The sequence below is a fragment of the Natrinema thermotolerans genome (assembly GCF_031165565.1).
Lineage (GTDB): Archaea > Halobacteriota > Halobacteria > Halobacteriales > Natrialbaceae > Natrinema > Natrinema thermotolerans.
The window spans coordinates 4,047,335-4,059,224 of sequence record NZ_CP101873.1; the positions used below are offsets into that span (position 1 = coordinate 4,047,335).

Here is an 11,890-nt window from a genome sequence, read left to right on the forward strand (position 1 = left end):
GATGCAACTGTACACACTCGAGTTCAACGAGGACGAAGTCGGACAGATCAGCGTCGGGGCCAGCCCCGACACTACCGAACAGACGCCGCTCGACGATCGCGGCTCAGCGGAGATGCTCGCGGGGCCGACCCCGGAGATCTCGTTCGACGTCGTCGTCGACGGCCCGGACGGCCGGCGCCGTGCATCGGAACTCGAGCATCTGCTCTCGCAGCCGACGGTCGCGCCAGTCGCGGTCTCGATCCCGAATCAGCCCGACCTCGAGGGCTACTACGTGGGCTCGAGCGTCGATCGCGACGTCGTCCTCTCGCAGGACGGGGGCGACGATCATCACGTAGTGCCGCTGACGCTGTCCCGTTCCGGGACCCAGCAGTCGCATGACCGCGTCCTCGAGACGGACCCGACCGAGGACATCGACCATGAGTACGGCAACGACACGACGCTCCTGGTCGGCCTCCCGGCGGCCGCGGATCGGGTCCAGTGGTTCGACCTCGAGGACAAAACGCGCCAACTCGCGTCGCCGATCGAGACCCGCAGCGCCGAGGGCGGCGACATCGAGATCTACGATCTCGCTGACGGCGAGGCCGCGGTCGGGACTGGGTCGCCGGCGATCGTCTACGACCTCGACCTCGAGGCCGACGGTGACGTTGACGTCGGCGTTTTCGATACGCAGGGGTCGGAGGACAGGGCCGACTGGGCCCGGATCGTCTCGCCCAAGGCCAGCGTCGACGACCCGGTCGTCCTGGATAACGGCCTCGCCCGCCTGCGCCTCGACGAGCCCGCCGGAACCCTCGAGGCCCAGCAGTGGGATGCGACCAACGAGACCTGGACGACGGTCGGCCTCGAGGGCTCGCAACCGTCGACGGTCACGCTGTTCGATGTCGATCTCGTCGACGTCGCGATGGCTCGTGATCAGGCCCAGCTGACCTTCGATGTCGATGGCTCGCTCTTTTCGCTGAACGCGATCGTCAACCGCGGTGCCGAGGACGTCCTGTTTTCGATCCCGACCAACGAGTCGGGGCCGATCCCGACCGACCTCGAGGACTGGCTCGCGCCGATCGCGAGCTCGAGCGTGGTCGATCCGAACGCGTCGAAAGCACTGGTCGCCCGAAACGAGGTGCGCAAATAGATGGTCCAAACGATCAGCGGCACGGTCACGCAGGATGGATCGGCAGCCGAACACGCAGTCGTCGCGATCTACGACCTCACCGACGGGACGATCGCCGGGACGGCACGGACCGACTCGAGCGGCAACTACTCGATCGACGTGTCCCCGGACAGCCACAACTACGCGCCGTTTGCATGGCTCTACGAACCCGGGACGGGCCGGTGGTACGTCGAGGCGCTGGTCGCGAACGTGACCGACGCAGCGGCGAACCCCTACGGGATGATCGATAACTTCGAACGAGGGAATCTCAATCCGTATTCGGGGTCGCCGGGTTCGTGGCAGCTTGTCTCTGGATCAGATGCGATCACGGGCAACTACTCGCTCTACGGGACCGATGGTGATGGACAGATTTTCAGCTACCCCGGAGATGGATTGGGGTTCTATCCGTCGAAAGGGGATGTCTTTTCACTAATCGGAGAAATAACTGGGAACTTATTCATACTATATAATGTAGAGGACAGCGACAATTGCTATTTCGCCCGCCCATCCCCATATCAGGATGACCTTATATTGGGGTACTACAGCGGTGGTAATTATAACACCTATAAAACAAAAGATGTCACTTTGTCCGATTTGGCCACGCTCGAGTACGAGGTAGAGTGGCATGATGGTAACGGGTCACAATCGGATGATACGACTGTACTGAACATCTACTCGCTCGATAGTAATCTCGAGCGGAACGGACAGGTAACCTCCATCACAGGAACCTCATCTGTTTTCATCGGGGGTGATGGGGTTGGGCTTGACATCGGCGGATATCAGAAAGATGGAACGATCGACACCTTCCGGAAACTTGGTACAGTGGAGGAACTCGGGCGATGAGTACTGCAGACTTCGGCCTCGAGCAAACAGAGGATCAGGCCCAGTCGTCGGTCGGCCTCGAGCTATTCATCAACGAAGAGCCGCCTGCTCCGACGAACCTCTCGGTCACCGCGACGGATGCCAACAGCGTCAGTCTCGACTGGGACGGCGACGGACTGGCTGACGAGTACGAGATCTATCGAGCGACCTCGAGCGGAAGCAGCACCGGTGATTACACACTGGCTGCGACCGTCTCGAGTACGCCCCACACGGACGGCAGCCTCACCAACGGCCGCCAGTATCACTACCGCGTTCGGGCGGTCAATCAGGCAGGAGTCTCCGACCTCTCTGGCGAGGCGACCGGGACGACCGATCTCCCAGCGCCGTCGTTCAGCATCGACGCCAGCGTACAGCGGCAGATCACGATCGACTGGACTTTCAACGACGACAACCCGGACGGCGACCTCACCGTCACTGAGTCGAGCAGCGGGACGATCACGACGACCACGAGCCGCGACGGGGCTTACACTCACGGCTCGCTTCTCGACGGCGAGCAGTACAGCTACTCGATCGAGCGCGATACCGGCGATGCGACGGCGTCGGCGGGCCCGAAAAGTGCGGTCACGATCCTCCCGGCGGTCGAGAACTTAACCGTCGACACGATCGACGGACGCTACGTCACGCTATCGTGGACCGAGTCAAGTAACAACTCGAGCGGGTATCGTCTCCTCCTGCAGAAGCCGTCTGACGGGTCATACAGTCAAGATGGGGGCGACTACGCCCCGGTCGCTGAGGGCGAGACAAAGACCGCCACGACGACCGAACTCCTCGACGGCCAACAGTACGATGCGATCGTGGAAATCTACACCGATCACGCCACCGCGAGGACAGGGACGACCACGTTCACCACTGACCTACCGGGTGCTGACACGCTCGATCTCGACGGCAGTGAGCCCGATCAGATCACCGCCCAGTGGACGCAAGTACTGAACAACGGCGAGTACCGCATCGAGGTCCGCGAGAGCGACGCCAACGAAAACTGGGGTGACTCGGGGGCAGCAACCGTCGCCTACGACAGCACGCTCGAGCATACGTTCACCGGCATCCTCGACGGCGAGAAGTTCGATGTACGGATTCGAACGCAGACCCAGTACGTCGACGGGTCGTGGCTCGAGGGCGAGGAGATCACGAACCTCCCCGCGCCGAGCGGGATCGGGTTCGTGAACGTCGGGACGACTTCGCTGGAGGTCCAGTGGACCGACAACGCGACGTTCGAGGGCAGCTATCAGGTCTTCCGCAAGCGCGTCGACTACGACGGCAACGTGACCGACGACCGAAACCTCCGGGCAACCGAAGCTCAGTCTGCCGAGTCCCATGCCGATTCGGAGGTTCAACCGGGCCGAGAGTACGAATACGTCGTTCGCGCTCGAACGTCGTGGGTCCACGCCGACACCAGTATTGGGACGGTCTCGACCGACTCGATCAGCCTCTCCGATCGGGCCGTCTCCCCGCGGGGCTGGCACCTCGAGGTCGACCATCCGTCTGGGACGACCCTGACCCCGGATCCGCTCGACGGCGCCACGCGTCGACCGACGATCAACGGCTTCCCCCGCGTCGAGATCCCGGTGCCCTACCGCGATCGCTGGCACTCGGCCGATCGGGATGACGCCCCGCTGCGAGTCTGGCACAGCGGCTCGAGAGAGCCGATCGAGACCCTCGAGCATCGCCGCCTCGAGGAGGGTGCAGGCTCGAAGCGGACCGTCCTCGAGGGGCGGGGCGGGACGCAGCTCGACCGGCGGGTGATCGAGGACGTCGACATCGAGCCGACCCACGAGTTTGCCAAGCGTCTCATCGAGGAATACACGGACTACACTGCGACCGTCGACGACCCCCAGACCAACCAAGAGGAGCGGGCGCTTGACCGCGCCGAGTCTGCGTTCGAGTACGGGCAGACACTACAGGCCATCTCGGATACAACCCCGCTGAAGATCACAGACGATGGGTTCTTTGAGTGTAAACAGACGTGTTGGTCGTTCGACGCCGTCGGAAATACGACTGCTACGGTCCAGAGCGACAGTTTCACTGGGGGTGAGGCGGCGCAGATCACTGACTTCCAAGATTCGTTCAGCGTCACGTTCGAGACCGACTACCGCATCGAGGAGCCGGAGTTCTTCCACCGGGGCATCCGGGAGGCATATATGCGGATGGACATTTACGTCGACGGCGTCCTCGCCACGTCGAACCTCCAGACGGCAGAACCCGGGTACGCGCCGATCTCGTTTGCCGGGCCACTCGAGCCCGGGTCCCACACGATCGAGTTCGATGTTCAGCCGGATGGGACCTCTGACTCTGGGGATTTCCGGCTCGATCGCTTCGGTGTTCGCGATGCACAGTTCTCGTACGACGACAGTGGCACGCTCAACGAGCCGGGCGGGCACACGGACGGGCCGTCACCGTATCCGGATCTGACGCGCATCGAGACGGTCGAGTACACGACGCCGCTGGCGATGACCGAGGTCTCGGTCGACGCGCAGCCGACCGCCGGCAGCGTCGCCGAACTCGGGATCCGCCAGGACGGCACCGGTGACTACGTCACTGCCAGCCAGACGACGAGCCACACCATCCAGTACAATGACCTCGCTGCGACGGCCCAGGCTCGGATCGGTCTCGGCCGCCGGCAGGATCTCGACCCTCGCGATGAGACGCCACGGCTGGGGTACGAGTCCCAGAGACTCGACATCCTTGAGATCAGCGCTCTCCTCGACGATACGCCGGTCCTCACGGACCGAAGCTTCGATCGGCCGCTGATCGATGTCCTCCGCGAGGTCGCTGACATCGGCAACTTCGTGTTCGAGGTTCGGGCCGACGGCGACGAGACCGTAATCGAGTGGACCCAGCTCGGCCAGCGCGAGGTCAGTATCGACCCCGAGATCGCAGACTACAGCGTCGATCGCCAGACCGAGGACGTCGTCGAGAAGGCCGTGGTCTACGGCAGTGCTGCCCAGATCACCCGCCAGACCGTCGACGTCGCGATCGGGACGTGGGTTGATCTCCCCTTCCCCGACGCGAAGATCGTCGAGCGAAAGGAGACGATCTACGACGGCGATACCGAGTTCACTCGAGGCGAGGACTACCAGATCCGCTACGCGACTGAAGACGGCCAGCCGCGGATCAAGGCGCTGTCGGGTGGCGCGCTGTCCGATGGGCAGACGGTGTCGGTCGATGCCGAGGTCAAGCCTCGGGGCTCCTATACCGAGGGCGACGCCGGCGAGAACCCGAAGACGGTCATCGAGGATATCCCCGGACTCGCCTCGAAGCAGATGTGCGACCAGTACGCCCTCTACGCAGTCGAGCGGACCGGCGACGCGATCGTCGACGCGAGCGTAACGATCTCCAGCGAAGAGGTCGGTGCGTTGCTCGTCGACGCGATCGATATCGACCGGCTGCCCGGTGACGTCCCGTGGGAGGTCGACGATATCAGCTACGGCGACGGCGAGGTTTCGATCGAGTTGGGCAACGGGCCGTCGGCGGACGATTTTCTCCAGGGGCTCAGCGATCGGCTGCAGCGCAACAGCGAGCGGGTGTGACAGCTGTGGAACCGCCGGGGCGAGCTGGGGGACTGCGCAGAAGGGAAAATCAGTCGAATGTGATCTGCCAAGGCAACCACGTCTGGACATCAACCCATCCGACACCGTCAAAGTCGACTGGGACTTCACCCTTCCCTCCCTCTCCAGTGGTTAAGCGTTCGCCGGAGTCCCCCTCTGCGGGATAGATAGTCACTTCAAACTCCGTTCCAGGGCGGGGTAAGAGATGCGCAACATCTATCGAATCGAACTCAAACGGGCCAGCAACGACGGGCCCATCATCGGAGATGGTCTCCGGTATGCTGCCACTATCCGCTCGAGGGTGTCGGATTTCGACACTCCACTGCGCGCCGTTGCCGTCGGCATGAAGGACATAATCCCCACCCTCAAATAGCGTGGCAGACGCGCCGTCATACTCGCGGTCTATCTTGAGTTCGTAGGGGTCTCCTTCCTCAAGCGGGGACACTCGAAGACTGAAATCATCGCCCTCGTACCCCACGTCAAACACTGCCAGACCACTCCCGATTGAGATAGGGTCCTCCATAATAGAGCCGGACCCCAGCCATTTCCACGACTCAAGCGGCTTCTTTGCGGAGGTCCTGTCAGGTTGGCTTCCCCCATTTCCGTTCCCGTCGTCCGTTTGGGTGCCTGAACAGCCTGCAAGTACGGTTGAAAATGCAGCGCCGCTTCCAAGAAGAAGTCTCCGACGGTTCATATCTCCTCAATTGGATGGTTCGGTGATAATATTGTTGCCACTATTCGCCAATTTCGAGCGCGTCGACGGCTTCGGCGGGCCCGACGTCGTGATCGACGAGGCGGTCCGCTGCGAGCTGCCACGCTCTTCGCGAGAGTTCGGGATCGGCGCTCTCGTAGTTGACTGAGAACTCGGTCAGTGCGACTGCGACGAGGAGGTCATCGCGACGATCGTCCAGAGGCATCACTGCCGCTGGCCGCGGCTTCCCGGATAAAGGTCAGCACCCACCGTGAGCCAACGCAGGAATCCGCCAACGGGGGAGTTGGCGGTGGAGCGTCGTACCCACTTGGTGTGTCAATCGAGAGGGCTCGAGATCGGGATGTCAGTCGGGGTGCGGCTATTGACGTTGGGGCAGTCACCGATCTCGAGAGGCGAGGACCGTGTTTCAGAGTCGGATAGAGTCAGTCCTGCAACGGTTGACTCTCATTCCTCGCCAATCATGGGTTCCAACTGATATGATATGAACCTGTTGGTATTTTTATATCAGTAGAAATGGCAGTTAACAATATCTGAACCACCGAGGCAAGGCGAAGATGGGGCTGTCAGTCCTCAGTCTCGAGAAAACGCCGGCCAGAGGCCAGCGTCGGAGTCCCCCTCCCCCCTTAGTGGTGTGTCAAGGGGTGGGTCTGCGATCGGGGTGACAATATGGCGATTGACGTAGACCGATCCCAGCTGTGGCGAGAGGGCCTGGATGTCTCGGAATCGGATTCGGTCGGTACGGCGGAATCCGGTGGGTCTCTCGCCGGCCGGATCTTCGGAGCAGTATCGCATCAAGCTACTGGCCACACGAGTAGGGCTCCTGTCGGTCGTGTGTATGTAGCAGTGCCGTCCACCATCACGAACAGTTGCTCACCATGACCATCTGCCAATGGGTTTATGTTAATCGGCAGAGAACGCAGGCCCAGATAGCGAACCAGCAAACACTTGACGTTGTAGCACTTGTAACTAAACATGCCCAGGGATGCAGATACACGGACCGATCGAGGGGAACTTCGAGAGGTCTTGCTCGCGTTCATGGACAAATATCGCGGGCAACATGCAGCCCCTGGAAAACTGCGACTACACAAATTCGTCTTTTTCGGCGACCTCTACAGCCTCCACTGGTACGGAGGAAGACTCACTGACGCAGACTTCAAAGCCTACGATTACGGAGCCTTCTCCGAAGACATCCAAGAGCTGTTGGATGAGTTGGAGAGGTCCGGTGAAGTCCAGACGACGGAATCCCCCAGTGGACGGGGTAAACAGTATCACAACACGCGCTCGCCAAAGCTCAGTAGGGAGAAGCAAGAGATTGTCGACGAAGTCTGGCAAGAGCTCAAATCCCTAAGCGACGACGATCTGGGGCAGTTTTCAAAGGGGACATGGCTCTATGAAAACACCCCCTATGATGAGAGTATGGACTGGGAAGCCTACCGAGAGAAGGTAGGTACAGCGACACAGTGGAGAGAAGTCGTAGAGAGTATGAAGGAAAGGAATCCGGCCGACGACCCGGAGGATTCTGTAGCCGATCTCCTTAATTGATGGCAGGGCTGCTTGAGGATCCGTTGCCGATGGGGTATGATCAGGATTTTGAGTCAGACTTAAAGAAAATCCAGGAAGATGATCCGACCCTTGCCGAGCGGATTGCAGATTACTGTGAGGAAATCCGGAAGAAACCGTTTAAAGGCGAGATGAAGCAGTATGCTATGGATGGCCTCTATGGACTCCACGTTGACCCTTTTGTACTTCTATACGAACTTGATCCTCACCTAGCTCCCAATTCCGATCCATCAAATGTCGATGAAGTCTATTTTCACCGGGTTGTACACCATGATGATCAGCAAACTGCAGTAAAGAACGTCAACCGAGCAGATAGAACAACTTACGTGTCTATTCGGCTCGAGTACGACCCCATTCCAAATGTTCAGAGACGGGTTTCACAACTTCACGAAACCGACGAATTCAGATTTAAGGACTCTACATACGATTCCGATGGGATCTCTGTCACGGGTGAATTAGTAGACGATTCTCGCGGGCGGAACCGAGAAATTTTGGAGGTCATACTGCCAGAGGACGCGATTATCGAGTACGACCGAGAAGGATTCTCGGACTTTATATAATATCGCCCGTTCTCCAGGCATCAGTCATCTTCGAGTAGTTCGTCGCGGGCTGCCTTGAGTTTCTGGAATCGGCCAGAGGACCCGCCCGTATCGGGGTGGCCCTCGAGGTTTTTGAGTTGCGCCTTGAACGCTGCCGTGACGATCTCGTCGGGAGCGTGCGGTGCGACCTCGAGGATCTCGTAAGGCTCCTGGTCGAGTTCGTCCTCGCTGCTCGCGGCCGTCGTCGGTCCCCTGGGCGCTACTCACTCCCACCACCGCCCTTACACTGGATGGTCTGTTCGACGTAGCACTCGCCGTCGTACACGAGCCGGTAGAGGCCACGCGCCTGCTTCTCGATCCATCCAGCGTTCTCGAGCGCGTTCAGGGCGTCATTCACGCGCTGGCGCTCGAGACCGGTGATGTCCCGGATCCGGCGTGGATTGACCTGAAACTCGTCGCGAAAAACGTCGAGGACCTGTCGTTGCTGCTTCGACGGGTCGAACTTCTTGTTCGCCACGTTGAATCGTCTGTATCCTTGCATAGCGATCCCTACAAATGTACCTATCAGTGACCACGCTATTGTATCTTCGGGTGTCCAATCTATAGTCCGTTACAAAGTAACGCTTAATAGGTTGGCGAATAGACTATAGAGTAGGAAGCGCGGGGATGTCGGGGTCAGAAACCTGATCTCGGCCGGGTGTTAGAGCACCCGACCTGCGCTTCTGGGCTTACAGAAGCATATGAGCGTACAAGACCCAACGGATGAAACCGTTACGACTGACGAAGCACAGATCGACGACGTCGTCCTCGAGCGCCGCTCGTGGAACTACGGCTACATCGGCGAGGACGCTGACGGACGGCATCACCACGTGGATCGCAAGCGTGACCGCATCGTCGTCACGAAGACCCGCGCGGACCGCGACGACTCCGGTGCGGTGCCGGTGTTCTCCCTCGAGGGCCCGATCCTCCACTCCGAGGGGATCGTCCTGGCGTCGAACGGTGCCGGCGGCGACGACCTTCGGCGCTGGATCGCCTTCGTCGATCAGGAGATCGGCGACGAGGACGACGAGAGTGGCTGGGCCGAGCGTCCGGTCTCGGCGGCCGACGAAGCACAGGACGTCCTCGAGGAGGTGCTGTAAGATGGCGGTGACGGTCGCGACCAGCGCCGGCGAGCAGTTCGTCGACGCAACGACCGACGACGGAGAGATGGTCCTGATCGAAGAGGTCGACTCGGACGGCTTCGGGCGATGCGGGTGGACCGTTCTCGAGTTCAACGGGCGATCTGAGATGACGGTCGAACGTGACAAGGCCCAGAGCGCTCGCTCGGAGCAGCTGGACCGCAAGGGCGAGATCGAACTGCAGCGCCAGCACGAGGCCGCGGCGGTCGCTGGCCCCGAACTCCGGGCCGACGGGAGTGGCGAATCGGGCGATCAGACACAGGCAGCCGACTCCGACATGACCGACGACACCGACATCAAACCCGGCGACGTAGCGCTCGATCGAACGCAAGGCCGACCCGTTCACGTCCTCGAGGATACCGGCCAGACGGTCCTTCAGTGGTCCAACGAGAACGGCTACGACCTGCTCGACAACTACGGGAACAGTCGTTGCGGGGCGACTGCCGAGGACCGTGTCTTCGAAGTCGTCTACTGCAGCAGCATCCAGTCCGAGCCGTCGAAGACCTACGCGATGCCGGAGTCGCGTCTCGATCGCGTCGAGACCGAGAAGGCCGACAACGGTCGCCAGGTCTACGACCGGATCGTCGTCGACGTCCTCGACCAGCTGTTCCAACGCGCAGGTCGCGACGACGAACAGGCGGTCGCCGTCCTCGAGCAGTACGCGACCGATGCCGGGATCGACGCCGACGTCGTCGACGAAGCGCGTGAACTTGCCGAGGCTGCCCAGCTCGGAGGTGAGGCGTGATGTCCGAAGCCGCCGGTGCCGACGACGCCGACGCCGCCGGCGCCCTCGAGGGCGAGACCGTCGACGGGACTGTGCTGCCGCGATCGTTCCTCGTCGAGGGGAGCGGTCCGGTCACCGTCGTTCGCGACCAAGGCGATGTCGTCGAGCGTACCGAGGGCGAGGTGACGATCTCGCGTCGGCTCGAGACGCTCGAGGGCTTCGCGACGTTCTGGAACTTCCGCGATCTCAAGAACTGGAAGCGCAACGCGATCCGCGAGGTCCTCGAGGATCACGAGGACGACATCACCCGCTACGTGATCAGCGACGAGCAACTCGAACAGTGGGACGTCCAGGCCGACGGGCGGGCGCAAGCGTTCACCGGCGTCGCCGAGACGATCGTCGACGACGAGGTATCTGACGACTTCGAGGCACCGAGCCAGCACTTCCTCGCCTACGTCGACAACCCTGCTGATCGGGACGTCGACGAGATGACGCTCGATTTCGCGGGGGACCTCAAGACATCGCCGCTCTGGGGCCCGGGCGCACGGCTCGCCGAGCTGGTCGTTCGACACGCTAATCGCGAGGACCTCGAGGGGCACACCGAGGCGCTGCTCGAGGAGATCAACCGATGAGCATCCAGACCGCGAATCTCGAGGCGGCTGCCGAGGCCGTCCCCGAACACCCGACGGTCTACGACGCCCGCCTCGTTGATCGGCGCGACCAGGACGGCCGGCGCGTCCTCGAGGTCGTGCTCGGGCCGCAGGTCGATCGCGTTCCGCCGGGCGTGCTGCGGGCGCTGGCCGAGGCCGACTGCGGGCTCGACACCGTCCAGTCCCAGGGCACGTTCCTCGTCGCGATCGCCGAGTAGAAGCAGCCCTCTTTTCGCCGCTATTCGATTCGGATCCCCCAGCCGCCGTCGGCTTGGATCGCCACGTACCCGAGCCCCGAATGCCGGAACGACGTCGTCCCCTCGTAGCTCCCGATCTCGTTGACTGCGATCGTCGGGAACTGCCCCTGCGGCGGGAGGACTTGGACGATGAAGTTCCGGCGGCCGTTGTGTGCTGCTCCGATCGTGTGCGTTCCGTCAAACTCGAGAGGGCCGAGGACCGTTGCCGAAGTACCCTGCTGCTCGAAGGGAAGCGAGTCACCGCTGCTCGGTCGTGGCTGTGTCAGCTCGAGTTCCCAGTCGCCGTCAGCCTCGATCGACATCTGGTAGGTGCCTCGCCCGACGAGTGCGGCCCGTGAGCCGTCGAACGCACCGATCTGGTTGACCATGATGTTCTCCATCCCCGTCTCGGGGACGAGTTTGACGATGAAGTTCCGGCTACCGGTGTGTTGTGCTTCGATGACCGTCAGCCCGCCGATGATACCGACGTTGGAGTAGACCTGATTCCCCGATCCCGACACCGATATCGGATCCGGTTCCTCGACATCGGGTTCGTCCGCGCTCGGCCCTGTACTGGTACCGTTCCCGTTGCCATTTTCCCCGTCGTCGCTCGTATCGCTCGAGCAACCAGCGATCGTCGTTGTGAGCGCCACACCGCTTCCGAGAAGGAGCTTCCGTCGGTTCATATCACCCTAATTGGATGGTTTGGTGATATGTGTT

The 11,890-nt window shown here is 61.4% G+C and carries 13 protein-coding genes; 9 read left to right on the top strand and 4 right to left on the bottom strand.

Translation table 11 applies throughout. The features are described from left to right. The first annotated feature begins 1 nt into the window (after position 1). From NP511_RS20860 to NP511_RS20870, 3 genes are read left to right on the top strand one after another with little or no spacing between them, the layout of a single operon-like run. Positions 2–1,126: a hypothetical protein gene (locus tag NP511_RS20860; RefSeq protein ID WP_049964225.1), complete on the top strand. Its 1,125-nt coding sequence runs from the start codon at positions 2–4 to the stop codon at positions 1,124–1,126. Then, a complete protein-coding gene (locus NP511_RS20865; RefSeq protein ID WP_049964226.1) occupies positions 1,127–1,987 on the top strand; it encodes a carboxypeptidase-like regulatory domain-containing protein in 861 nt (286 codons plus the stop codon). Next, entirely contained in the window at positions 1,984–5,553 is a 3,570-nt protein-coding gene (locus NP511_RS20870; RefSeq protein WP_049964227.1) for a fibronectin type III domain-containing protein, read from the top strand. The genes NP511_RS20865 and NP511_RS20870 overlap by 4 nt, the downstream gene beginning before the upstream one ends. A gap of 49 nt (positions 5,554–5,602) precedes the next feature. Here NP511_RS20870 and NP511_RS20875 read toward each other — a convergent pair whose 3' ends face one another. Together NP511_RS20875 and NP511_RS20880 are read right to left on the bottom strand one after the other, a co-directional pair. Next, positions 5,603–6,265 carry a hypothetical protein gene (locus NP511_RS20875; RefSeq protein ID WP_136396925.1) on the bottom strand — a complete coding sequence of 221 codons (663 nt, stop codon included), beginning with the start codon at positions 6,263–6,265 and terminating at the stop codon, positions 5,603–5,605. Between the two features lie 40 nt (positions 6,266–6,305). Further along, entirely contained in the window at positions 6,306–6,488 is a 183-nt protein-coding gene (locus NP511_RS20880; RefSeq protein ID WP_049964229.1) for a hypothetical protein, read from the bottom strand. Between the two features lie 767 nt (positions 6,489–7,255). Here NP511_RS20880 and NP511_RS20885 point away from each other — a divergent pair. Together NP511_RS20885 and NP511_RS20890 are read left to right on the top strand one after the other, a co-directional pair. After that, a complete protein-coding gene (locus NP511_RS20885; RefSeq protein ID WP_084158212.1) occupies positions 7,256–7,825 on the top strand; it encodes a Panacea domain-containing protein in 570 nt (189 codons plus the stop codon). Further along, on the top strand, positions 7,825–8,403 hold the full coding sequence (locus NP511_RS20890) for a type II toxin-antitoxin system RelE family toxin (RefSeq protein WP_049964231.1): 579 nt from the start codon (positions 7,825–7,827) through the stop codon (positions 8,401–8,403). Before NP511_RS20885 ends, NP511_RS20890 begins: the two co-directional genes overlap by 1 nt. A 238-nt stretch (positions 8,404–8,641) precedes the next feature. Here the strand turns inward: NP511_RS20890 and NP511_RS20895 are convergent, their stop codons facing one another. Next, entirely contained in the window at positions 8,642–8,923 is a 282-nt protein-coding gene (locus tag NP511_RS20895; RefSeq protein ID WP_049964232.1) for a MarR family transcriptional regulator, read from the bottom strand. A 199-nt stretch (positions 8,924–9,122) separates the two neighbouring features. On the opposite strand from NP511_RS20895, the gene NP511_RS20900 reads away from it, so the two are divergent. Genes NP511_RS20900 through NP511_RS20915 form a run of 4 tightly spaced genes read left to right on the top strand, consistent with a single transcriptional unit; the run spans position 9,123 to position 11,152 of the window. After that, positions 9,123–9,521, top strand: a complete 399-nt coding sequence (locus tag NP511_RS20900; RefSeq protein WP_049964233.1) for a hypothetical protein — start codon at positions 9,123–9,125, stop codon at positions 9,519–9,521. Between the two features lies 1 nt (position 9,522). Further along, on the top strand, positions 9,523–10,305 hold the full coding sequence (locus NP511_RS20905) for a hypothetical protein (RefSeq protein WP_308986950.1): 783 nt from the start codon (positions 9,523–9,525) through the stop codon (positions 10,303–10,305). Beyond that, a complete protein-coding gene (locus NP511_RS20910; RefSeq protein WP_049964234.1) occupies positions 10,305–10,916 on the top strand; it encodes a hypothetical protein in 612 nt (203 codons plus the stop codon). Before NP511_RS20905 ends, NP511_RS20910 begins: the two co-directional genes overlap by 1 nt. Continuing rightward, complete coding sequence (locus tag NP511_RS20915) at positions 10,913–11,152, top strand: hypothetical protein (protein ID WP_049964235.1); 240 nt, start codon at positions 10,913–10,915, stop codon at positions 11,150–11,152. Before NP511_RS20910 ends, NP511_RS20915 begins: the two co-directional genes overlap by 4 nt. Positions 11,153–11,172: 20 nt before the next feature. Here NP511_RS20915 and NP511_RS20920 read toward each other — a convergent pair whose 3' ends face one another. After that, positions 11,173–11,856, bottom strand: a complete 684-nt coding sequence (locus tag NP511_RS20920; protein ID WP_049964236.1) for a hypothetical protein — start codon at positions 11,854–11,856, stop codon at positions 11,173–11,175. Positions 11,857–11,890 lie beyond the last annotated feature (34 nt).

Excerpts from the sequence above, each read along its gene's own strand:
- NP511_RS20860 (WP_049964225.1), top strand. The coding sequence starts at position 2 with ATGCAACTGTACACACTCGAGTTCAACGAGGACGAAGTCGGACAGATC.
- NP511_RS20865 (WP_049964226.1), top strand. The coding sequence starts at position 1,127 with ATGGTCCAAACGATCAGCGGCACGGTCACGCAGGATGGATCGGCAGCC.
- NP511_RS20870 (WP_049964227.1), top strand. The coding sequence starts at position 1,984 with ATGAGTACTGCAGACTTCGGCCTCGAGCAAACAGAGGATCAGGCCCAG.
- NP511_RS20875 (WP_136396925.1), bottom strand. The coding sequence starts at position 6,265 with ATGAACCGTCGGAGACTTCTTCTTGGAAGCGGCGCTGCATTTTCAACC.
- NP511_RS20880 (WP_049964229.1), bottom strand. The coding sequence starts at position 6,488 with ATGCCTCTGGACGATCGTCGCGATGACCTCCTCGTCGCAGTCGCACTG.
- NP511_RS20885 (WP_084158212.1), top strand. The coding sequence starts at position 7,256 with ATGCCCAGGGATGCAGATACACGGACCGATCGAGGGGAACTTCGAGAG.
- NP511_RS20890 (WP_049964231.1), top strand. The coding sequence starts at position 7,825 with ATGGCAGGGCTGCTTGAGGATCCGTTGCCGATGGGGTATGATCAGGAT.
- NP511_RS20895 (WP_049964232.1), bottom strand. The coding sequence starts at position 8,923 with ATGCAAGGATACAGACGATTCAACGTGGCGAACAAGAAGTTCGACCCG.
- NP511_RS20900 (WP_049964233.1), top strand. The coding sequence starts at position 9,123 with ATGAGCGTACAAGACCCAACGGATGAAACCGTTACGACTGACGAAGCA.
- NP511_RS20905 (WP_308986950.1), top strand. The coding sequence starts at position 9,523 with ATGGCGGTGACGGTCGCGACCAGCGCCGGCGAGCAGTTCGTCGACGCA.
- NP511_RS20910 (WP_049964234.1), top strand. The coding sequence starts at position 10,305 with ATGTCCGAAGCCGCCGGTGCCGACGACGCCGACGCCGCCGGCGCCCTC.
- NP511_RS20915 (WP_049964235.1), top strand. The coding sequence starts at position 10,913 with ATGAGCATCCAGACCGCGAATCTCGAGGCGGCTGCCGAGGCCGTCCCC.
- NP511_RS20920 (WP_049964236.1), bottom strand. The coding sequence starts at position 11,856 with ATGAACCGACGGAAGCTCCTTCTCGGAAGCGGTGTGGCGCTCACAACG.